Source organism: Clostridium sp. NkU-1, assembly GCA_001312405.1.
Map to the genome: position 1 here is coordinate 278,105 of BBDR01000004.1, position 21,579 is coordinate 299,683.

The 21,579-nt window shown below is 45.7% G+C and carries 16 protein-coding genes, 8 pseudogenes and 1 other annotated feature; of the genes and pseudogenes, 20 read left to right on the plus strand and 4 right to left on the minus strand.

The window, feature by feature from the left end; all coding sequences use genetic code 11:
* Positions 1–38 precede the first annotated feature (38 nt).
* The 5 genes and pseudogenes from lon to JCM10519_RS09005 all read left to right on the plus strand — a co-directional run bounded on the left by lon (position 39) and on the right by JCM10519_RS09005 (position 5,748).
* Positions 39–2,356: pseudogene (gene lon / locus JCM10519_RS08985) on the plus strand (endopeptidase La).
* Between the two features lie 133 nt (positions 2,357–2,489).
* Positions 2,490–3,089 (plus strand): ribosome biogenesis GTP-binding protein YihA/YsxC, encoded by a 600-nt coding sequence (gene yihA, locus JCM10519_RS08990; protein WP_054738807.1) that lies wholly within the window; start codon positions 2,490–2,492, stop codon positions 3,087–3,089.
* Between the two features lie 369 nt (positions 3,090–3,458).
* A complete protein-coding gene (locus JCM10519_RS08995; protein ID WP_347843697.1) occupies positions 3,459–4,031 on the plus strand; it encodes a transporter substrate-binding domain-containing protein in 573 nt (190 codons plus the stop codon).
* 171 nt (positions 4,032–4,202) lie between these two features.
* On the plus strand, positions 4,203–5,003 hold the full coding sequence (locus JCM10519_RS09000) for an ABC transporter permease subunit (RefSeq protein WP_054738690.1): 801 nt from the start codon (positions 4,203–4,205) through the stop codon (positions 5,001–5,003).
* Positions 5,004–5,748, plus strand: a pseudogene (locus JCM10519_RS09005) (amino acid ABC transporter ATP-binding protein).
* A gap of 81 nt (positions 5,749–5,829) precedes the next feature.
* On the opposite strand, the gene JCM10519_RS09010 reads toward JCM10519_RS09005, so the two are convergent.
* The 4 genes and pseudogenes from JCM10519_RS09010 to JCM10519_RS09025 all read right to left on the minus strand — a co-directional run bounded on the left by JCM10519_RS09010 (position 5,830) and on the right by JCM10519_RS09025 (position 9,053).
* Positions 5,830–6,792, minus strand: coding sequence for a GNAT family N-acetyltransferase (locus JCM10519_RS09010; protein ID WP_054738693.1), 963 nt, complete (start codon positions 6,790–6,792; stop codon positions 5,830–5,832).
* Positions 6,793–6,842: 50 nt separating this feature from the next.
* The gene (locus JCM10519_RS09015; protein ID WP_054738695.1) at positions 6,843–7,157 is read right to left on the minus strand and encodes a hypothetical protein; all 315 of its coding nucleotides are present in this window, start codon (positions 7,155–7,157) and stop codon (positions 6,843–6,845) included.
* A 35-nt stretch (positions 7,158–7,192) separates the two neighbouring features.
* Positions 7,193–7,718, minus strand: a pseudogene (locus JCM10519_RS09020) (DUF4364 family protein).
* A gap of 181 nt (positions 7,719–7,899) precedes the next feature.
* Positions 7,900–9,053: pseudogene (locus JCM10519_RS09025) on the minus strand (NADP-dependent malic enzyme).
* Between the two features lie 171 nt (positions 9,054–9,224).
* Here JCM10519_RS09025 and JCM10519_RS28220 point away from each other — a divergent pair.
* The 15 genes and pseudogenes from JCM10519_RS28220 (at position 9,225) to JCM10519_RS28265 (ending at position 21,296) form a co-directional block, all read left to right on the plus strand.
* On the plus strand, positions 9,225–9,710 hold the full coding sequence (locus JCM10519_RS28220) for a DUF5717 family protein (RefSeq protein WP_347843645.1): 486 nt from the start codon (positions 9,225–9,227) through the stop codon (positions 9,708–9,710).
* Positions 9,711–9,838: 128 nt separating this feature from the next.
* Positions 9,839–11,796, plus strand: a pseudogene (locus JCM10519_RS28225) (DUF5717 family protein); the annotation flags it as partial.
* Positions 11,797–11,835: 39 nt separating this feature from the next.
* Positions 11,836–12,693 (plus strand): DUF5717 family protein, encoded by an 858-nt coding sequence (locus JCM10519_RS28230; protein WP_347843698.1) that lies wholly within the window; start codon positions 11,836–11,838, stop codon positions 12,691–12,693.
* A pseudogene (locus tag JCM10519_RS28235) lies at positions 12,683–12,799 on the plus strand (DUF5717 family protein); the annotation flags it as partial. The gene JCM10519_RS28230 and the pseudogene JCM10519_RS28235, both read left to right, overlap by 11 nt.
* Positions 12,800–12,815: 16 nt before the next feature.
* The gene (locus JCM10519_RS28240; protein WP_347843646.1) at positions 12,816–13,313 is read left to right on the plus strand and encodes a DUF5716 family protein; all 498 of its coding nucleotides are present in this window, start codon (positions 12,816–12,818) and stop codon (positions 13,311–13,313) included.
* Positions 13,261–13,991: pseudogene (locus JCM10519_RS28245) on the plus strand (DUF5716 family protein). The gene JCM10519_RS28240 and the pseudogene JCM10519_RS28245 overlap by 53 nt, the downstream one beginning before the upstream one ends.
* 44 nt (positions 13,992–14,035) lie before the next feature.
* Positions 14,036–14,176, plus strand: coding sequence for a hypothetical protein (locus JCM10519_RS28250; RefSeq protein WP_347843647.1), 141 nt, complete (start codon positions 14,036–14,038; stop codon positions 14,174–14,176).
* 34 nt (positions 14,177–14,210) lie between these two features.
* Complete coding sequence (locus tag JCM10519_RS28255) at positions 14,211–14,480, plus strand: hypothetical protein (RefSeq protein ID WP_347843648.1); 270 nt, start codon at positions 14,211–14,213, stop codon at positions 14,478–14,480.
* A gap of 55 nt (positions 14,481–14,535) precedes the next feature.
* The gene (locus tag JCM10519_RS28260; protein ID WP_347843649.1) at positions 14,536–14,850 is read left to right on the plus strand and encodes a hypothetical protein; all 315 of its coding nucleotides are present in this window, start codon (positions 14,536–14,538) and stop codon (positions 14,848–14,850) included.
* A 142-nt stretch (positions 14,851–14,992) separates the two neighbouring features.
* Positions 14,993–15,217: a binding site (T-box leader), on the plus strand.
* Between the two features lie 48 nt (positions 15,218–15,265).
* A pseudogene (locus tag JCM10519_RS09045) lies at positions 15,266–17,906 on the plus strand (valine--tRNA ligase).
* 206 nt (positions 17,907–18,112) lie between these two features.
* Positions 18,113–19,045, plus strand: a complete 933-nt coding sequence (locus JCM10519_RS09050) for a sigma-E processing peptidase SpoIIGA (protein ID WP_347843650.1) — start codon at positions 18,113–18,115, stop codon at positions 19,043–19,045.
* A gap of 24 nt (positions 19,046–19,069) precedes the next feature.
* The gene (sigE, locus tag JCM10519_RS09055; protein WP_054738697.1) at positions 19,070–19,810 is read left to right on the plus strand and encodes an RNA polymerase sporulation sigma factor SigE; all 741 of its coding nucleotides are present in this window, start codon (positions 19,070–19,072) and stop codon (positions 19,808–19,810) included.
* 115 nt (positions 19,811–19,925) lie between these two features.
* Entirely contained in the window at positions 19,926–20,405 is a 480-nt protein-coding gene (locus tag JCM10519_RS09060; protein WP_054738699.1) for a sigma-70 family RNA polymerase sigma factor, read from the plus strand.
* 20 nt (positions 20,406–20,425) lie between these two features.
* On the plus strand, positions 20,426–21,109 hold the full coding sequence (locus JCM10519_RS09065; protein WP_347843651.1) for a DUF4163 domain-containing protein: 684 nt from the start codon (positions 20,426–20,428) through the stop codon (positions 21,107–21,109).
* Complete coding sequence (locus JCM10519_RS28265; protein WP_347843652.1) at positions 21,096–21,296, plus strand: RsiV family protein; 201 nt, start codon at positions 21,096–21,098, stop codon at positions 21,294–21,296. The genes JCM10519_RS09065 and JCM10519_RS28265 overlap by 14 nt, the downstream gene beginning before the upstream one ends.
* The last annotated feature ends 283 nt before the right edge of the window (positions 21,297–21,579 follow it).

Below are 21,579 nucleotides of genomic sequence, written 5' to 3' on the forward strand. Positions count from 1 at the left end.
TGCTGGAACACCTTTTTGAATGCAAAGGAGAGAACACAATGGTGGATAAGACAATCACAATGCCAGTTATCGCCCTGCGAGGCATGACTGTTCTTCCCAAAATGATGCTGCATTTTGACATCAGCCGGACAAAATCCATTGCGGCTGTGGAGAAGGCGATGGTAGGAGACCAGAAGGTATGTCTGGTTACCCAGAAGAATTCTGAGGAAGCTGACCCTGGAATCGAGGATTTGTATCAGGTCGGCACAGTGGCTCTCATCAAGCAGCTTGTAAAGCTGCCTAGTAATGTGATCCGCGTTATGGTGGAAGGCGTGGAACGGGTGGAGCTCTTAACTCTTGACAGTGAGGAACCCATGCTGGTGGGAGAGGTGATAAAGACCCTGGAAGCAGATGATTCCATTGAATATATCACCAAACAGGCTATGATCCAGATCATTCAGGAAAAGCTGGAGGAATACGGCAAGGAAAATCCCAGGATTGCAAAGGAAGTACTTCCCAATCTTATGGTACTGACAGACCTTGGCGAGCTTTTGGATCAGATTGCCGTACAGCTTTCCTGGGATTACCGGGTACGCCAGCAGGTGCTTGAAAGCGCTCTTTTGGAGGACCGGTATGCGCTGGTCATGAAGCAGCTGATAACGGAGATCGAGGTCACAAGGGTAAAGCGGGAATTACAGTCCCATGTAAAGGAACGGATCGACAAGAACCAAAAGGATTATATCTTAAGGGAGCAGCTTAAGGTGATCCGTGAGGAACTGGGAGAAGACAACCCTCTGTCTGATGCAGATGATTACTTGAAAAAGCTTAAGGCCTTAAAGGCAGATAAAGAGACTAAGGATAAGATCCAGAAGGAAATTGACCGCTTTAAGGCCATGCCTGGAGGAAGCCAGGAAGCCAATGTGGTCCGCATGTACCTTGAGACAGTCATGGAGCTTCCATGGAAAAAGCTTTCTAAGGATAATAACAGCATCACTCATGCAGAGGATATCTTAAATGAGGATCATTACGGCCTTGAAAAGGTAAAGGAGCGGATTCTGGAGTATCTGGCAGTCCGTGTGCTGACCAAAAAAGGCTCCAGTCCCATCATCTGCCTGGTAGGACCTCCTGGAACAGGAAAAACTTCCATTGCCAGATCAGTGGCAAAGGCATTAAATAAGGAGTATGTAAGAATCAGCCTGGGAGGAATCCGGGATGAAGCGGAGATACGCGGACACCGGAAAACCTATGTGGGCGCCATGCCAGGCAGGATTGTGGAGGCCTTAAGGCAGGCTGGAGTCAGCAATCCATTAATGCTTCTTGATGAAATCGACAAGGTCAGCAGCGATTATAAGGGTGATACTTCTTCCGCCCTTCTGGAGGTGCTTGACAGCGAACAGAATGTGAAATTCAGGGACCATTATGTAGAGATTCCCATTGATTTATCCAATGTGCTGTTCCTTGCAACGGCAAATACCACGACCACCATACCTGGGCCGCTTCTGGACCGTATGGAAGTAATTGAAGTAAATAGCTATACGGAGAATGAAAAATTCCATATTGCAAAGAATTACTTAGTAAGAAAGCAGCGGGAAAAGAATGGACTTACCGAAAAGCAGGTGTCCATATCGGACAAGGCTCTTGAAAAGATCATTCATCACTATACCAGAGAGGCCGGCGTCAGGAATTTGGAAAGGCGGATCGGGGCTGTTTTCAGAAAAGCTGCAAGAGAATTTCTGGAAGATGAAAAAATTACCATAGAGATTTCGGAAAATAATCTGGAGAAATATTTAGGCAAGGAAAAGGTACAGTTTGAAGATGCAAACGAGGAAGACCAGGTGGGAATCGTAAGAGGCCTTGCGTGGACCAGCGTCGGAGGAAATACTCTTCAGATCGAGGTCAATGTCATGCCGGGAAAGGGAACCCTTCAGATGACCGGACAGATGGGCGATGTCATGAAAGAATCCGCCCAGACGGCTTTAAGCTATGTCAGGTCGGTTTGCCCGGAATTTAAGGTAAAGGATGATTATTTTGAAAAACATGATATCCACCTTCACATTCCGGAAGGAGCCGTACCAAAGGATGGCCCGTCGGCAGGAATCACCATGGCAACGGCCATGCTGTCCGCAGTTACCAATAAGAAGGTAAATGCCAGGGTGGCCATGACCGGAGAGATTACACTTCGCGGCCGTGTTCTGCCTATCGGAGGCCTTAAGGAAAAGATCCTGGCTGCCCGTATGGCCCACATAGAGAAGGTTCTGGTTCCGGACAGGAACGCCCGGATATTGCAGAACTGTCAGAGGAGATCATCGGAGACCTTGAAATCATATATGTGAAGAACATGTCTGAGGTTTTAAAAGAAGCTTTCATCCAGAAATAGAAAATGCCTTTACAGGTATGTCATTATGCCCCAAAAGCGGCCTTTATGCCCAAAAAGCATGGGCAGGAAAGAGGAAACACCCTTCGGGTATACCTTTATGCCCAAAGAACGTGGGCAGGAAAGAGGAAACCATATGATCATTAAAACAGTAGAGCTGGAGACTGTGTGCGGAATAACCAGCAAGCTTCCGGAGAATACAAAACCGGAGTTTGCCTTTGCAGGCAAGTCCAATGTGGGAAAATCTTCTCTCATAAACGCCCTGATGAACCGCAAATCCTTTGCAAGAACCTCGTCCCAGCCGGGGAAGACCCAGACCATTAATTTCTACAACATCAACGATGCTTTATACTATGTGGATCTTCCGGGCTACGGCTATGCCAAGGTATCTGTGGAAGTAAAGGCAAAATGGGGGAAAATGATAGAAAACTATCTTCATAAGTCCCCCATGCTCCGGTGTGTGTTTTTGCTGATTGATATCCGCCACGAGCCTTCTGAGAATGATAAGACCATGTACGACTGGGTCGTATACAACGGCTACCAGCCTATCATCATTGCCACCAAGCTGGACAAGATCAAGAGGAGCCAGGTGCAGAAATCGTTAAAAACCCTCCGCACAGGGCTCGGAATCGGAAGTGATGTGATTGTCATTCCATTTTCCGCTGAAACCAAGCAGGGCAGGGAAGAAATATGGGAGATAATTTCAGAATCCGTAAATAGTCTTGACAATGAGTAAAAATCTTTTTATAATGAACCTATTTATTACATAGAGTTCATTCTGGTAGGAAGAGGAGAAAACAGTTATGAAAAAGACAATAAGAAAAATCGTATCAACTCTTATGGCAGCAACCCTGGCAGCGTCCTTTCTGACTGCCTGCGGAGACGGAAATACTGCCACAGGCACGTCAGCCGGCAAGGAAGCAGGAGATAAAAAGGTGTTAAAGGTTGCCATGGAGTGCAGCTACGCACCGTACAACTGGACTCAGCCCACAGATGCTAACGGAGCCGTTCCTATTTCCGGAAGCTCTGATTACGCTTATGGCTATGACGTCATGATGCTAAGAAGATTGCCGATGAGCTGGGCTATGGACTGGAGATTGTTAAGCTGGACTGGGATTCTCTTGTTCCTGCAGTTCAGTCCGGAAAGGTTGATTGTGTCATTGCCGGTCAGTCCGTTACAGCAGAACGTATGCAGTCCGTTGATTTTACAGATCCTTACTACTATGCAACCATTGTTGCCCTGGTGAAAGCCGGAGGCAAGTATGAGAATGCAAAGAGTGTTGCCGATTTTTCCGGGGCAACTGCTACTTCCCAGTTAAATACCATCTGGTATGACAACTGCCTGCCTCAGGTTCCGAATGCAGATATTCAGCCTGCCCAGGAATCCGCACCGGCCATGCTGGTATCCTTAAGCTCCGGCAGATGCGACCTGGTGGTAACAGACAAGCCTACCGGCCAGGCAGCGCTGGTTGCTTATCCTGACTTCAAGCTCCTTGATTTCACCGGAACAGAGGGCGAGTTTAAGGTTTCTGATGAAGATGTCAACATTGGCATCTCATTGAAGAAGGGAAATACGGAATTAAAGGATGCCATGAACGGAGTACTTGCCAAAATGGGCAAGGATGACTTTGATAAGATGATGGAAGAAGCAATATCCGTTCAGCCATTATCAAAGTAATTCAGGTAAAATACCCATAGGCAGCCGCCAAGGGCAATCAGGTTTGACCTTGGCTTACTGCCTTCACGGGAATAAAGAATAGAATCAGGACTTGCAGGCACGGAACAAGAGTGTTCTTATTTCGTGCCGCTTGTTCTGTTTCCACGAAGTACGAGAAGGAGAAGGTAGTATATGTCTTTGCCATCAGATTTTTTTGGAAGAATTGTATTTATACTGCAGCATTATGGCCCTTCCTTTTTAAGCGGGGCAGGAAAGACAATGGCAATCGCCATTGTCGGTACATTCATCGGCTGCATCATTGGTTTTGCCGTAGGAATTATCCAGACAATTCCGGTATTAAAAAGTGACAATCCCATAAAAGGGTTTTTATTAAAGCTAGTAAAAATAATTTTAAATATTTATGTAGAGGTATTCCGCGGAACTCCCATGATGGTTCAGGCCATGTTTATATTCTACGGCTCTTCCGTGCTGTTTGGCATTAACATGTCCATTGTTTTTGCTGCCTATTTCATTGTATCCATTAATACAGGAGCCTATATGGCTGAGACCGTGAGAGGCGGAATCCTTTCCATTGATCCGGGACAGACCGAGGGCGCAAAGGCCATTGGTATGACCCACTTTCAGACCATGATCAACGTTATCATGCCTCAGGCGCTGCGCAATATCATGCCTCAGATCGGCAATAACCTGATTATCAACATTAAAGATACCTGCGTGCTTTCTGTCATCGGCGTGGTGGAGCTGTTCTATGCCACAAAAGGTGTTGCTGGCGCGTATTATACCTATTTTGAAGCATTTGGCATTACCATGGTCATTTATTTTATCCTGACCTTTACCTGCTCCAGAATCCTCCGTTACTGGGAGAAGAGGATGGATGGTCCTGACAGCTACGATCTGGCGACCACGGATACTCTGGCTTATACCAGCGGCCTGGTAAAATTCCCAGATCCCAAAGAGAAGGAGGATAAATAAATGACAGGCGGAAAAGTTTTAGAGATTCATCATTTAAGCAAGACCTTTGGGACCAATGTGGTGCTACGGGACATTGATTTTTCTGTCAATGCTGGAGATGTGACCTGCATCATCGGAGCCTCAGGTTCCGGAAAGTCAACGCTGCTGCGCTGTATCAACCTGCTGGAGACTCCCACCACAGGCGAGATCCTATACCACGATGTAGACATTACAGACCGGAAAATGAACGTTCCTTCCTACCGTACCAAAGTAGGCATGGTGTTCCAGAGCTTTAATCTGTTTAATAATATGACTGTTTTGGAAAATTGTCTGGTAGGCCAGGTCAAGGTGCTGAAAAAAAGATAAGGAAGAAGCCAGGAAGAAAGCGATGATGTATCTGGAGAAGGTAGGCATGGCTCCATACATCAATGCAAAGCCAAAGCAGCTTTCCGGCGGACAGAAGCAGAGGGTGGCCATTGCAAGAGCTCTGGCAATGGAACCGGAGATCCTCTTGTTTGATGAGCCGACTTCCGCGCTGGATCCACAGATGGTAGGAGAAGTGCTTGCGGTCATGAGGACTCTGGCAAAGGAAGGCCTTACCATGATCATCGTGACTCATGAAATGGCATTTGCCAGGGACGTGTCTAGCCGCGTGGTCTATATGGCAGGCGGCGTCATTGAAGAGGAAGGCGCTCCGGCCGATATATTTGGCAATCCAAAGAAAAATTCAACAAAAGAATTTTTAAACCGGTTTATGCATGGATAAGAAAAAGCTGATTCAGGATTATGACACTGAATCAGCTTTTTGCAATTCCATATGAATACCATTTTATATGGTTTTTTCACGTTAATTAAAGTGAGAACCCTCTGACAAAATCCTTTCATCAATACGGCGCACAACGCCATGGGTATAAGCTGCAAAATATTTTGACCAAAAACCATATGCTGCTGGATTGATGCTCTCAAAGTCTACGCCAAGGTGGGTGTAACCCTCTGCTTTCAAAGTTTTTATTACATAATTCAGAAGACTCTGATATACTCCTTTGCCTCGATGCTCTTCAAGACAAAAGGCGCCAGTGATGTGGCGGTAATTAGGATTCTCAGTAATAAAGGTTTCACCAGATTCCGATATTTTTAAATAAGCGCATATTTTGCCCTGGTATTGAGAAACAAAACATCGTTCATGATCTCTCACACATGTTTCGCAAAATGTTTCACATGTTTCTTGTTTGCGGTTCATAAAAAAAGGGCTGTTATTACAATGTTTGTTTAACAATAAATCAAGTGAATATGCTAAGGGATACTCACTTGATGCAAGTTCTGAAAACTTGTATTCTTCACAAATCCTGCAATTAAATGGTTCCATAGGGCGGATTGAATCGACGCAGCGCAGGCCAAAGCCGTATTTGAAAAATTGCTGTTGTGCAATTTCGTCATGTGCATATAGGCAGATCCCATGACTGACTGCGCCTGCACCCACCCACTTGCGGGCAGCAGCCTGATACATGGCAGCATAAATATCTGCCCTGTTCTTAAACGTTGCCGCATTGGCCCACATGGGAGAAAACACACCCCTCACGCCAGTAGATTGAAACGCATTGTCAAATGGCATAATGCTGCACAGAAATCCAACCATTTCACCATTTTCAAATGCTGCAACACCCAGACCGTTATCGGCAAAATAGGTCAAGTCAGGGAATGCATCAACATTTGGCAAAGCTGGCACCTGACAAAGTTCTTCTTTGTAGCTGGTAAGTGCCAGTTCGTTTGCCTTGTTAATATGTTCCCTGGTAAAATCAACTACAATCATTTTTTTATTACTCCTCTTTTTGATATGGGAAATGGGCGCTGGTATAAATTTTATTTGGGAGCATCAGAAACCCGCTGAGGATGAATGATTTCCTCTTCAACCGGCACTCCCTGTACGGGAACCGGCACTTCCGGCTTATCAGATACACTGTCATGAACCGGTTTAGCAAAAAGATTTCGTACTTTGATCCGGATAAAGGTTTTTGCTGCTTTGATGGAAACCGCAAAAATAATAATTGGAAGAATAATGGTTAAAAACAGCCTTACCTTAAAACGGAACTTTTTTTTCTTAAATTGTTTTATATGAAGCTGACATTGGTCGTTTATTTTTGGAAACAATGTTTTCTTTGTCTGAATTTTATTCAAGATGAATCCCCCTTATGTTTCTGCTGGATGAAATATTAAGAGCCGCTCATCAATGCCTTCATGGCAAATGCATAAATTTCCTGACTCTTTGATTTCCAGTGATCACACATGATTTCCGCCTGATCCTTGTCCGGTACAGACAGTTCTAAGTTTATCAGGCAGCTTTTCCCTTCCCGGACCTGGCAGTGGACAATGTAATCATGGCTTGTGGACTTGTAGAAATCAGCAGTTACGCCTACCTCGTTGCGGAGCCGGAACTTGTTCTCCTTTAAATATTCATCCATATCATTAATGATTGCCGGTGAAATTTTGCTACCGAAAAAGGAAAGGGTTTCTTCCCCTTCCTTGGTAATTTCGTACCGGCTGCTGTTGTGGTTAGTTTCCACATTAAGTAGTCTGGCCTCCAGCAGTTCATTCAATGCCTGATTGAGCGTAAAATATGTGGTATATTCGTGCTCCAGAAAAAAAGTTAGACAGTTGTGCGCTTGTCAGGGGGAAATTAACCTGTTTAAGCATGTATAAAATCATAAGTTTGTACAGGGTCATAGGTTCTGACAGCATAGTTACCTCTTTCCTGCCCATGTTGTTTGGGCATAAAGGTATACCCGCAGTGTTACCTCTTTCTTGCCCACGCTTTCTGGGCATTGAGGTATCCCTGTAAGGGGATACCTCAAGTGATGCGCTTGCTGCGTCGTAAATTCAAGGATAGTGAAAGCAACTGTTCACTGAATCCACCATGTTTTTACTGACGGATATGATTTTTGACTGCCTGGCTCACGACAGATGCAACACGTGGGTCAAAGGCTTCAGGCAGGATATTGTCTTCGTTCAGTTCTGAAGGCGCTACAAGGCCAGCAATAGCAGATGCGGCAGCAAGCTTCATTTCTTCTGTAATAGCGGCAGCTCTTCCTTCCAATGCACCTTTAAAGATGCCTGGGAACACAACTACATTATTGACCTGGTTTGGAAAATCTGATCTTCCGGTTCCCACCACTTTTGCTCCGGCCGCTTTTGCAAGATCAGGCATGATCTCAGGAACCGGGTTTGCCATGGCAAACAGGATAGCGTCAGGATTCATGGAAGCGACCATTTCTTCCGTAACGATTCCAGGGGCGGATACTCCTACGAAAATATCACTGCCCTTCATGCATCTGCCAAAGAACCGCGTGTTCCTTCCAGATTCGTCACATCCATCATCTTTTCCTGCATCCAGTTCAAGCCTTCCATGCCCTTTGCCAGGATTCCCACGCGGTCACACATGGTGACATGGGTAAAGCCATAGGTCAGAAGAAGTTTTGTAATGGCGATTCCTGCAGAGCCTGCGCCGTTTACAACGACCTTGCATTCCTCTTTTACCTTTCCGGTTACCTTTAAGGCGTTTATAATGCCTGCAAGAACTACTATGGCCGTTCCGTGCTGGTCGTCATGGAATACAGGGATATCAAGAAGCTCTTTTAACCGTTCTTCGATTTCAAAACAGCGGGGAGCGGAGATGTCCTCCAGATTGATCCCGCCGAAAGCAGGCGCAATATTTACCACGGTCCTTATGATCTCCTCGGTGTCCTGGGTATCCAGACAGATCGGGATGGCATTGATTCCCCCGAACTCCTTAAACAGCACTGCTTTTCCTTCCATGACCGGCATGGCGGCCAGGGGACCGATGTTGCCAAGTCCAAGAACTGCGCTTCCATCAGAAACAACAGCAATGGTGTTTGACTTGATGGTATATTTGTAGGCAGCCTCTGGATTTTCGGCAATAACCTTGCAGGGTTCCGCTACGCCTGGAGTGTAAGCAAGAGCCAGATCTTCCCTGCTTTTTACCTTTGCTTTGGAAGTTATTTCCAGTTTTCCCTTCCATTTTTCGTGCAGTGATAACGCTTTTTCATTGTTTGTCATGATCGTTCATCCCTTTTTCACAGTTTTTTATTTTATCATACCAATTTTAGGGTTTTAAATCAATAGAAAATATGTTAGAATACAGTTTATCTGGACTTGCAATGCAAGTGAAGATAAAATTGAATTAAAACAAGCTAATAAGATAAGGAAATTAACGATACAGGTGGTACTATGAGAGAACGGATCAACAGGCTGGCAAAGGGCATCATTGATTCAGAGATTCCAAAGATTAAGGTGACGCCGTGGGAAATTGATGATGTGGTCCGTTCAGGCGGAGCCACCAGGCGGGAACTTGTCGTTACCAGTGAGAATAATTTACATATAAAAGGACTTGCATATTCGTCTAACTTCCGTGTCAGACTCATAAGCGGAGCGTTTGGCGGAACATATAACCATCTGGTCTATGAGATAAACAGTAGTTACCTGGAAGATGGAGATGTGATTAAGGGCTCTTTTTATCTGGTTACCAATGGCGGCGAGAGAGAAGTCCCTTATTCTTTTTGCGTGGAACTGAGCACGTCAGGGAAAGCGCTGAGTGATTTAAAGACAGCAGAAGATTTTGCAGATACTGCAAAAAAAAGGATATGGACACAGCTCTTCGTTTGTTTGAGTACCGGGATTTTGCCACGGCTCCATTTATGCAGGACCTGCATGTAAGGGCGTCTACGACGGATTAAAAGGAAGGCCTGACAGAAGAAAGGAACTGGAAGAGTTTCTGACCGCTTTAAAGGTAAAAAAAGCCTGTCCAGCTATGGGCGGAAACCGGGGAGCGGAGATTTGGAGAACTGGAGGAAGTTGTAACAGACTGGGTGGTCATAAAGCGAAGCGGCTGGGGCTATGTGAACCTGGAAGTTACAACGGATTGTGATTTTATAGAGCTGCCAAAGAAAAACATCGGAGAACAGGATTTTGAAGGAGAGGAATGCAGGGCAGCCTTTCTGGTCAATCCGGAACGCATGCATCAGGGAGAGAATTCCGGAAGAATTCTCATTACCGGAATCGAAGAACGCTTTGTTATCCCCGTTATGGCGGTCAATAACCCTGGAGGAGGGGTATCCGCAGAAAACGCTTTTGCAAAAGAAGCCTTCAGCCGGTTTTTGCGGCTTCGCCTGGAAGAAGAATACGGGCAGAAGGACATAAATATTTTATATGATGAGATGGGAAAGGCCCTTGATGAGATAGAACTGATGAAGGGTGAAAGCAGTCTTCTTAAGCTGCTCCGTACGGAGATATTCCTTGGACAGGGAAATCCTTCCAAGGCGGCGCTGCTCCTTGACGAGTGCAGGGATGAAATCCTTAGGGAACGTCAGGAAAAAAGGGAGATTTACTGTTATTACCAGTACCTGCGTTTAAAGGTACAGCCGGATGAGTATCAAAAGGAATCCCTGATCCGCCTCATGAAAAAATATCTGGAAGAAGACAGACGGCTTTTCTGGCTTTTTTTGCTGCTTATGAAACTGGATGACAAGCTTTTTGAGAATCTTCCGGCCTTGCTGTCCATGATGAAAAAGCAGTTTCATATGGCGTCAGAAGCCCGTTTTTCTATGTATGGGGCTGCAGGGTGCTGAACCGTTCACCGGAGATCATAAGGGCCATAGGTCCTATGGAGCTTCAGATCCTTTCCCACTGCGCCGGAAAAGGGATTGTGGATCAAAAGCTGGCTGTTGCCGTATCCAGGCTTACCCTGGCGGAAAAGCATTTTAACAGGCTTCAATACCGGATGCTGGTTAAGCTTTATGAGGAGTATCCCATAAAAGAGGTGCTTGAGGCGATCTGCGCCCTGTTAATCAAAGGGGAATGCCGCATGGCAGAGGCCTTTGCCTGGTACGAGAAAGGGGTAAAGGCAGGAATCAGCCTGACCCGTCTGTATGAATATTATTTGTATGCTCTGCCGGGAAATTACTGTTATCTCCTTCCAAAGGAAGTGCTTCTTTATTTTTCCTATGGAGGAAATGAGCTGGATCTCCACAGCAGGGCTGTCCTTTATAAGAATGTCCTGGTTTATTTAGAACCCATCGACCCGCTGTATCAGGCCTATGAGCGGACCATCGAGAAGTTTGCTACGGAGCAGCTGTTTGAATCAAGGATCGATAAGCAGCTGGCCGGGATTTATGAGCGGATGATACTAAAGGATGTGATCGACCTTCCCATGGCAAAGGTGCTGCCCTCTATTCTCCGGTCCTACCGGGTGGAATGCAGCAATAAAAAGATGAAGTATGTCGTTGTCTGCTATGAGGAAATGACAGAGGAGGATGCATTCCTTCTTGATAATGGCGTTGCCTATGTGCCCTTGTTTTCGGAACACAGCATATTGCTTTTCCAGGATGCTTTTGGCAACCGGTATGCTACCATTCCCTATAAAAAGGAGCCGGTCATGGACCGCCCGGAGCTGGAAGAGCGCTGCTTTGAAGTGTATCCGGAGCATTCCATGCTCCGGCTTCGGGCATGTGAAAGGATTCTGGCTGACGGAGCCTCGGATTTGGAAGAAGTAAAGATCCTGGAAGGCACATTGGATGATAAGAAGCTGCGGCCTCTTTATCAAAAGCTGCTTCTTTCCAAGGTCATTGAGTTTTACAGCAGGCAGGCTTCTGACGGTCAGGAGGGAGAGGAAGGAGCCGGGTATCTGCTTAAGCTGGATAAAAAGGTTCTTTCCATGGAAGAGCGGATAAGCGTCTGCGATACGCTCATCCATAACAACCACATGGAAGAGGCGTTTTTAATGATCCGGGAATTCGGCAGCGAAGGAACCCGGACGGAGCGGCTTTACGAGCTGTGCACGAAAATGATACTTAAGAACCTGTTTGACGAGGATCCTTTGCTTTTGCATCTGGCTTACGATGTTTTCAAAGAAGGAAAAAGTGACGGCGTGATCCTTGACTACTTGTGCGAGCATTTTAACGGATTAACGGATCAGATGTATCAGGTGCTTATGAAGGGCGTTTCCGAGCATGTGGAGACATATGACCTGGAAGAGCGTCTGACTGCACAGATGATGTTTTCCGGATGCAGCTCAAAGCTTGACAAGGTGTTTGGCCTTTACCGGAACCGCAAGGAAACCGGTGATATGATCGTAAAGGCTTATTTTACCATAAAATGTACAGAATACTTTATGGAGGATAAGGAGCCGGAGGAAAAGGTTTTTGCATATCTGGAAGGAACGGTCCAGGCAGCTTCTGTAAAAGGCCGTCTGCCCACCATTTATTTGCTGGCCATAACAAAGTATTATTCTGAACTTCCTGCGCTTGATGAAGAGCAGCAGAAGCTGTGCCGGAATACGGTTTCCTTCCTTTTGGAAGAAGGTCTTGTGTTCCCGTATTTTAAGGCCCTGTCAAAATATGTTCCCATGCCGGAGGATATTATGGATAAAGCCATGGTCCAGTACTGCGGTGACCGGGATTCCAAGGTGGAATTGCAGGTCAGGATTCTTCCTGATGAAGAAGAATTCCACAGTGAGGATATTCCCCGGATGTACCAGGGGATTTTCGTCAAGCAGAAGATATTGTTTGAAGGCGAGATCATGGAATATCAGGTGAGAGAGCTGATAGAAGAAGCATGGGTCTTAAAAAAAAGAAGGCAGCGTCAGCTGCGACACAGGGGTCTCCCGGGAGGCTTCGGACAGCAGGTTTGCCTGCTTAAATGAAATGAGTCTGTCCTTAAGCTTAAAGGATGAAAACGGGCTCAAAAATCGGATGCAGGAGTATTTAAAGAAAAATGCTGCTGCGGAAGAATTATTTCCACTGATGTAAGATAAGGGGGCTGTCAATGGACGGACTGATAATAGGGCTTGACCTTTGCGATGCCTATACCCGCATATGCTGCCATGACAGGGAAAAATCATGGTGTTTTCCTACAGTGATCTGCAGGAAAAAGGATGAAGATGCCTGGTTTGTAGGAGAAGAGGCTTATGCTTATACTCTTGTAGGCGAGGGCATCATTGTAGACAAGCTGATAAAAATGGTTAGGAAAGAAGGAACCGCTACCCTGGGCGGAACCAAATATGAAGGTCTTGACCTTTTGAAAATGTTTTTAAAGAAAATATTAAAGCTTCCTATGGAAGAATTTTTCTGCGATGAGGTGAAACAGCTGGTGATCACCTTGCAGAAGGTGGACGCAAAGCTGATGGATGCCCTTATGTATTGCGCGGATTACCTGGAGATTCCCAGGGAACGGGTGCATATCATAAGCCATACGGAAAGCTTTGTATACTATGTCCTCAGCCAGAAAAAAAGAGGTTTGGAGCAATCAGGTAGGTGCATTTGACTTATCGGAAGACTCTTTTCACTATCATGAGCTCAAGGTACAGAGAGGCCTTCGGAAGATGGTGGTGATCGCGGAGGATGAGGCTTTGGAGGAAAGCTTTAATCTGGATATTTTAGATACGCCTTCCGGAGGAAAGCTGGCGGATAAGATTTTAAGCTCCTGCGCGGACAGGCTTCTCCAGAAGAAATTATTTTCATCTGTATTTCTGACGGGAAAGGCTTTGAGCGCCACGACTGGGCGGGAGATTCCATGAAGATACTCTGCTCCCGGAGGAAGGTATATATGGAGCCGGAGCTGTTTGCCAGGGGCGCGGCTTTTAAGGGAATGGATTACCTTCAGGAAAAGACCTCCTATCCCTTTACCTGCATCTGCGAAGGGCGGCTTCATTCCACCATTTCCATGAAGGTACTTCATAAGGAACGGGAAAGCCAGCTGGTTGTAGCTGCTGCCGGGGACAGCTGGTATGAGGCAAAGAGCAGCGTGGATTTAATTGTAGATCATCAGGATTATGTGGAATTTATGGTAACTCCCATGGATCCAAAGCAGAAACGGCTGGTAAAGATCCCGCTGGAAGGATTTCCGGACCGGAAGGACAAAAACCTGAGGATAGGGATCAGCTTTGGGTTTCTGGATGAAAAAAACCATGGCAGTAGTACTAAAGGACAAGGGCTTTGGTGAAATATTCCCGGCCACGGATGCGTGATAAGGCAAGAGGTTATGCTATGAGTCTGATTCTTTGCCGGCAGGAGCCGGTCAAACACCCCTTCTATTTTGAAGGCCTGGGAATCCGCCTGTTTTCCTCCCAGGAGCTGTGCTATGTGATTTATAATAATCCCCTTTTGGTCATGGACCAATTTGTATAATAGCCTGATCCAGTTTATCAGAGAGGATCTGGATATGGCCTTTCTGGCTGCCAAGCTGGAAAAATGGCGGGAAAGCGGAGAGGAACCGGATGAGCTTCTTGTGACGATCCTTCACGAATGTGATTACTATACTGCTTCTGAGGTCAGCCGGTTCCGGCAGAGTCTGACTGCATACCGCCGGATGCCTGCCCAGGAGTTTTTTAAAGACAAAGGCGGATTACCTGTTCGCCAGAAAGCAATATGGAAAAGCAATCGCAGAATACGGTCAGATCCTGGATCTTCCAAAAGGGAACCGGGGGGATGACGCCTTTCGGGCTAAAATTTATAATAATCTGGGAGCAGCCTATGCCAGACTGTTTATGACTGACAAAGCCTGCCAGGCCTACCAGAAATCCTTTGATCTGGTGAAAAATGCTGAGGTCTTAAAAAGAATATGTCATCTGGCCCAGTGGAATCCGGGTCTGGTGTTAAATGAACGGTTCCAGGCTCTCATTACAGATGAAATGAGGCAGGAATGCGAAGAAGAAAAGGAAAAGGCAGAAGCGCTGGCAGCTGAGGCAGACAGCTTAAAAGAGCTTGAACAGCTGTTTCAAAAGGACCCGATCAAGCGTTTACAGGGAGCCGGGGAGCTTATCCAGAGATGGAAACAGGAATACCGGAATATTATGTCTTGACAAATCTGTAAAAAGCCACTATCATTACATGGTATAAGAAAACACCCTGCGGGTATAGCTTTATGCCCAAAGAGCATGGGCAATAATAAGGAAACACCCTGCGGGTATACCTCAATGCCCAAAGAGCATGGGCAATAATAAGGAAAAGGTAGAGAAGAAGAGGAGTACGCTTATAACCCTGAAAGAGAAAACCGTTCACCGGCTGAAAGACGGTTAAGGAAGTGTATGCGGAAGGTAGCTTCAGAACCGGAAGGCTGAAAATTAAGGATTCAGTAGGCTTTCACGCGTGGCTGCGTTACAGGCTATATGAGATATGGCAGAACCTGCCATATGAATAAAGGTGGTACCGCGTTGATTCGCCCTTTGCATCCCAAGGATGCAGAGGGCTTTTTTATGTCACAGGAAGGAGAATATGATGAAAGAATTAGAGAAGACTTATAATCCGGCAGGGATTGAAGGCAAGCTTTATGAGAAATGGCTGGATAAGAAGTATTTTCATGCAGAACCAAACAAGGATAAAAAGCCCTTTACCATTGTAATGCCGCCTCCCAATATTACGGGACAGCTTCACATGGGGCATGCCTTAGACAACACCATGCAGGATATTCTGATCCGCTATAAGAGGATGCAGGGCTACGAGGCCCTGTGGCAGCCGGGCACGGACCATGCAGCCATTGCGACGGAAGTAAAGGTCATTGAGAGCTTAAAGAAGCAGGGAATTGACAAAGAAGAACTGGGCAGGGAAGGCTTCCTGGAAAAATGCTGGGACTGGAGAAAGGATTATGGCGACAGGATCATCAACCAGCTTCATAAGATGGGATCCTCTGCCGACTGGGACAGAGAGCGTTTTACCATGGATGAAGGCTGTTCAGCGGCAGTACAGGAAGTTTTTATCCGGCTCTATGAAAAAGGTTATATTTATAAAGGTTCCCGTATCGTAAACTGGTGTCCGGTATGCCAGACTTCCATTTCTGATGCGGAAGTGGAGCATGAGGACCAGAATGGTTTCTTCTGGCACATCAATTATCCCATCGTAGGAGAGGAAGGCAGGTTTGTGGAGATTGCAACCACCAGGCCTGAAACCCTTCTTGGAGATACCGCGGTGGCAGTCAATCCGGAAGATGAGCGCTATCAGGACCTTATGGGCAAGATGTTAGAGCTTCCCCTTACAGGACGTGAAATACCGGTAGTAGCAGATTCCTACGTAGACAAGGAATTCGGTACCGGCTGTGTGAAGATCACCCCGGCCCACGACCCCAATGACTTTGAGGTGGGAAAGAGACACAGCCTTCCTGAAATCAACGTCATGAATGACGATGCCACCATCAACCTTCCCGGCAGCAAATACCATGGCATGGAGCGTTATGAGGCCAGAAAAGCCATTGTAAAAGACCTTGAAGAGCTGGGCCTTTTGGTAAAGGTGGCTCCCCATACCCATGCGGTAGGAACCCATGACCGCTGTAAAGCCACCGTAGAGCCTATGGTAAAGCAGCAGTGGTTTGTCAAGATGGAAGAGATGGCAAAGCCGGCAATCCGGGCGTTAAAAACAGGAGAACTGAAATTCGTTCCGGAAAGATTTGATAAGACATATCTTCACTGGCTTGAAAATATCCGTGACTGGTGTATTTCCCGACAGCTTTGGTGGGGACACCGCATTCCGGCATATTATTGTGACCAGTGTGGGGAGATTATCGTGTCAAAAGAAGCTCCCACAGTATGTCCCAAATGCGGCGGAGCCCATCTGACTCAGGATGAGGATACCCTCGACACCTGGTTTTCCTCTGCTCTCTGGCCTTTCTCTACCTTAGGCTGGCCGGAGGAAACAGAGGACTTAAAATACTTCTACCCAACCGATGTGCTGGTTACAGGCTACGACATTATTTTCTTCTGGGTAATCCGCATGGTATTTTCCGGTATCGAGCATACCGGAAAGCTTCCCTTCCACACGGTACTGATGCACGGCCTGGTAAGGGATTCCGAAGGCCGTAAAATGAGTAAATCCTTAGGAAACGGAATCGATCCTCTGGAGGTCATCGAAAAGTACGGTGCCGATGCCCTGCGTATGACCCTGATCACCGGCAATGCCCCTGGCAATGACATGCGTTTCTACTGGGAGCGTGTGGAAGCCAGCAGGAACTTTGCCAATAAGGTATGGAACGCTTCCCGTTTCATTATGATGAATATAGAGAAAGCGCCGGAGGCAAAGGCAGAGCTTTCAGAGCTTACCCTTGCGGATAAATGGATCCTGTCCAAGGTTAACTCTCTTGCAAAGGATGTAACAGAAAACCTGGATAAGTATGAACTGGGAATTGCACTTCAAAAGGTTTATGACTTTATCTGGGAGGAATTCTGCGACTGGTATATTGAAATGGTAAAGCCAAGGCTTTGGGAGACCCAGGATAAGACAAAGGCAGCGGCCATCTGGACCCTTAAAACCGTGCTTATTAACTCCTTAAAGCTTCTTCATCCTTATATGCCGTTCCTCACCGAGGAAATCTTCTGCAACCTTCAGGAGGAAGAGGAGTCCATCATGATTTCTAACTGGCCGGAGTATCAGAAAGACTGGAACTTTGAAACTGAGGAGCATGCGGTGGAGACCATTAAGGAGGCTGTAAGAGGAATCCGGAACGTACGGACTTCCATGAACGTTCCGCCAAGCAGGAAAGCCAAGGTTTATGTTGTTTCTGAGAATCAGGAGATTCTTGATATCTTTGAACGCAGCAAGGTATTTTTTTGCTACTCTGGGTTATGCAGGTGAAGTATATTTACAAAAGGATAAAAGTGGCATAGCTGACGATGCAGTATCAGCGGTCATTCATCAGGCTGTCATCTGCATGCCGTTTGCTGAACTGGTGGATATTGAAAAAGAAATAGAACGGTTAAAGAAGGAAGAAGAGCGCTTAAGCAAGGAGCTGGCCCGTGTCCGGGGCATGCTTAGCAACGAAAAGTTCGTAAGCAAGGCTCCGGCGGCCAAAATCGAAGAGGAAAAGGCAAAGCTTGAGAAATATGCTCAGATGATGGATCAGGTAAAGGAAAGGCTTTCCCAGCTCTCTTAAATCCCCCATCATGAAAAATCGACAATCTTAAATAGAATGTGAAAAACAGTCGAACATGGCAGAATATGCTGTGTCAGGCTGTTTTTGTTGCACAGCACGGGGAACGCCTCCTTTTCTATTTTTGTCCATTTGTCAGGAAGAGAGGAGGAAGGGACAAAAGGGGAACATGTGGTCTGTAAGAATCTGTCGGCAAATGCCGTGTCAGGATGGAAAAAGGCGATAAAAAAATTGGAATTATCCCCATGGTTTTGACAAATTCCGAATGGCTTACTGGCTATAATGTTCGTACAGGGCGGGAGGTGAAAGCGGCGACGGAAATAAACCTGTATATTGATGTGTTGTTCTTAACTAATTTTGCCATGGATTTTCTGGTATTATCCATTGTAAGACGGGGGATGAAATATCGTCTCATATGGTGGAGAATGATTCTTGGGGCTATTTTGGGGGCAGCCTGGGCTGTGTTTGCTGCCGCCTTTCCATTTTTACCCCTGTGGCTTGAGATGGTAATTACCTATCTGGTGGTGAGTACCCTGATGGTGATGACGGCTTTCGACGTAAAAAGACCAAAGGAAATAGGGAAAGCAGTAGGCGCACTTTATCTGGCTGCAGTTACAACGGCAGGCATTATGGATGCCCTATATCAACATACGAAGGCCGGCTATTATATAGAACAGATTCTTAGAGGAAATGGTCAGGAAGCCATGCCCTTTTACCGGTTGATTTTTTTAGCAGCGGGTACTTACTTTGGAATCCGCTGCCTTCTGCGACAGATTTCCGCCATGCTAAAGGGAAAGAACAATTTTTATGAAGTTACCATGCATTACAGAGGAAAGAAAAAGGTAGTAACGGCCCTGCTTGATACAGGAAACAGGCTGTATGAACCGGTGAGCCGCCGGGCCGTCCATGTTGTGACCTATGAGGCTGTCCGGGAGCTTTGCGAAAGCGTGTCGGAAGTCATCTACATTCCTTATGGAAGCGTAGGGAAAAGTGACGGCGTGCTGCCCGGAATCTTTTTAGACGAGATGGAGGTACGTCAAGGGGATGAAGTGAAGGTGATTGAGAGGCCGTTAGTGGCCGTGTGCAAAAAGCATTATCCAGAAGTGGAGAATATCAGATGCTTTTGCATGAAGAGTGAGTGAATGATGTAAAGGAGAGAGTATCGCATGATTATAAAAGTATCCGTACCAAACCGTTTTCAGTTTAAGGCAATTCCAACATTTAAAGCGTTGATGATGCCGTCACAGGGGGAGATCCATTACATAGGAGGAGCAGACATCCTTCCTCCGCCCTTGGACAATGAAAAAGAGGCGCAGATTATTGCACTCCTTGGCAGTGATGATGATCAGAGGGCAAAATCAGAATTGATTGAACATAATCTCCGTCTTGTAGTATACATAGCGAAGAAGTTTGATAACACCAGTGTTGGGGTGGAGGATTTAATTTCCATAGGTACCATTGGGCTCATTAAGGCCATCAATACCTTTAATCCCAATAAAAACATCAAGCTGGCCACCTATGCCTCCCGCTGCATTGAAAATGAAATACTTATGTACCTGCGCCGGAACAACAAGACCAAAATGGAGGTCTCTATTGATGAGCCTTTAAATGTGGACTGGGATGGCAACGAACTCCTTTTATCAGATATTCTCGGAACAGAGGAAGATGTCATTTATAAGGATTTGGAAACCGAGGTGGAACGGAACCTGCTTAATACCGCTATCAGCCGTTTAAGCCCAAGGGAGAGAAAAATCGTGGAACTGCGGTTTGGATTAACGGATGAGGAAGGAGAGGAAATGACCCAGAAGGAAGTGGCGGATTTATTGGGCATCTCCCAGTCCTATATATCCAGGCTGGAAAAAAAGATTATGAAGAGGTTAAAAAAAGAAATTGTACGGTTTGAGTAATGTTTATGGCTGAAAAAAGGGAAGGCTCCAGAGAGTCTTTCCTTTTTTGTAAAAAATGAAACTTTTTTTGAGTTATAATACGTCTAATAGATAGAACCCCAGAGAGGAGGAAGAAATGAAACAAAAGATTGAAGAAGAAGCAGAACGGATCCTTCTTAAAAATTATGAATCCTATTACCGGCTTGCGTACAGTTATGTAAAAAATGAGCAGGATGCTTTGGATATCGTTCAGGAGAGCGCATACCGGGTAATAAAGGAATGCAGGAAAATGAGAGAAGAAATCTATCTCTCGACCTGGATCCACCGGATTGTCATAAATGCCTCCATTGACTTTTTAAGGAAACAGAAAAAGGAAAGCGTGAGCTTTGATGAGGTGGAGATTCCCCATGAAGACAGCTATAAGGAGGATGATCCCCTGGAGCTTTTAAGTTCCTTAGAGGAAAAGGACCGTACAATCGTGATTTTAAAATATATGGAGGAATGGAAACTGGAAGAAATTGCTGAAATTCTGCAAATGAATGTGAGCACTGTCAAGGCAAGGCTCTACCGGGCATTAAAGAAGCTGAAGATTGTGCTGGAACCGGAGGTTACTTAGGATAGAAAGGAGCAGTTAATATGGAACACGATGATAAGGAAAAACTGATAAGGATGAAAGACAGATACCATAATATTCCTGTGCCGGAGGCTGCCCGTGCAGGTGTGGCGGCAGGAATTGAGAGAGCAAAAACAGAAAAGAGGAGAACGAAGATGATGAAGATGACAAAAAGAACAGGAATAACAGCGGCAGCTGCAATGGCAGCAATTGTAATTATGGCAAATGCCAGCCCGGTTACTGCAAATGCAATGGAAGAAATCCCGGTTTTAGGTGCAATCGCAAAGGTTGTCACATTCCGTACCTTTGAGGATGCCAATAACAATTATGAGGCTAAAATAGATATTCCAAAGGTTTCCATCAATGAAAAGGATAACTACAAAGTGAACCGTTCCATTGAAGATTATGCCAATCAGCTGATTGCACAATATGAAAAACAGGTGGCAGAAGACCAGGCAGGAGACGGCCACTATTCCGTAACCTCCAGCTATGATGTTGTGACAGACAACGATAAATACCTTTCCCTGCGGATCAATACAACGGTTGTGATGGCCAGCGGAGCGGAGTATGTGAAGATTTTTACCATTGATAAGGAAACGGGAAATGTGGTGTCTTTAAAGGAACTGATGAAGGATAAGGCCGACTATATTACTGCGATCAGTGATAACATCAAAAAAACAGATGGAAGAACAGATGGCCGCGGATGACTCCAAGATATACTTCTATAATACGGGTGATGATTACGTGGATGAATTCAAGCAGATCACCGGGGATGAAAGCTATTACTTTAATGAGAATGGAGAAATCGTAATTGTATTTGATGAATATGCAGTGGCGCCGGGATATATGGGCGCAGTGGAGTTCACCATACCAAAAGCCGTAACTGGATTTTAACCGAATCAAGCAGAAACGCAGAGGGTCTGACCCATTGGTCATTGCGAATATCCGCTTGCCTATCATGTGAAATAAGCCCGCCTTTTATGTGGAAAGGCGGGCTTATTCCTTTAGGAATGTCCTGGAAGGAAGACGTGGATTAACCGGGAGGTTTCTGAGAATCATTTTTATATTGCATTGAAAAGACTTTTTGTAAACAGTTGGTGAGATTTTAATAATTAAATCCGGCTGCTTATATGAAGTCTTTTTTTCATTGGTTTTTGTAACAGATTTTTATAAAGCT

Bases quoted from the DNA above. Each gene is read 5' to 3' on its own strand.
- yihA (WP_054738807.1), top strand. From the start codon at position 2,490: ATGATCATTAAAACAGTAGAGCTGGAGACTGTGTGCGGAATAACCAGC.
- JCM10519_RS09000 (WP_054738690.1), top strand. From the start codon at position 4,203: ATGTCTTTGCCATCAGATTTTTTTGGAAGAATTGTATTTATACTGCAG.
- JCM10519_RS09010 (WP_054738693.1), bottom strand. From the start codon at position 6,792: ATGATTGTAGTTGATTTTACCAGGGAACATATTAACAAGGCAAACGAA.
- JCM10519_RS28220 (WP_347843645.1), top strand. From the start codon at position 9,225: ATGAGAGAACGGATCAACAGGCTGGCAAAGGGCATCATTGATTCAGAG.
- JCM10519_RS28230 (WP_347843698.1), top strand. From the start codon at position 11,836: ATGATACTTAAGAACCTGTTTGACGAGGATCCTTTGCTTTTGCATCTG.
- JCM10519_RS28240 (WP_347843646.1), top strand. From the start codon at position 12,816: ATGGACGGACTGATAATAGGGCTTGACCTTTGCGATGCCTATACCCGC.
- JCM10519_RS28250 (WP_347843647.1), top strand. From the start codon at position 14,036: ATGAGTCTGATTCTTTGCCGGCAGGAGCCGGTCAAACACCCCTTCTAT.
- JCM10519_RS28255 (WP_347843648.1), top strand. From the start codon at position 14,211: ATGGCCTTTCTGGCTGCCAAGCTGGAAAAATGGCGGGAAAGCGGAGAG.
- JCM10519_RS28260 (WP_347843649.1), top strand. From the start codon at position 14,536: ATGACTGACAAAGCCTGCCAGGCCTACCAGAAATCCTTTGATCTGGTG.
- JCM10519_RS09050 (WP_347843650.1), top strand. From the start codon at position 18,113: ATGGAAAAAGGCGATAAAAAAATTGGAATTATCCCCATGGTTTTGACA.
- sigE (WP_054738697.1), top strand. From the start codon at position 19,070: ATGATTATAAAAGTATCCGTACCAAACCGTTTTCAGTTTAAGGCAATT.
- JCM10519_RS09060 (WP_054738699.1), top strand. From the start codon at position 19,926: ATGAAACAAAAGATTGAAGAAGAAGCAGAACGGATCCTTCTTAAAAAT.
- JCM10519_RS09065 (WP_347843651.1), top strand. From the start codon at position 20,426: ATGGAACACGATGATAAGGAAAAACTGATAAGGATGAAAGACAGATAC.
- JCM10519_RS28265 (WP_347843652.1), top strand. From the start codon at position 21,096: ATGGCCGCGGATGACTCCAAGATATACTTCTATAATACGGGTGATGAT.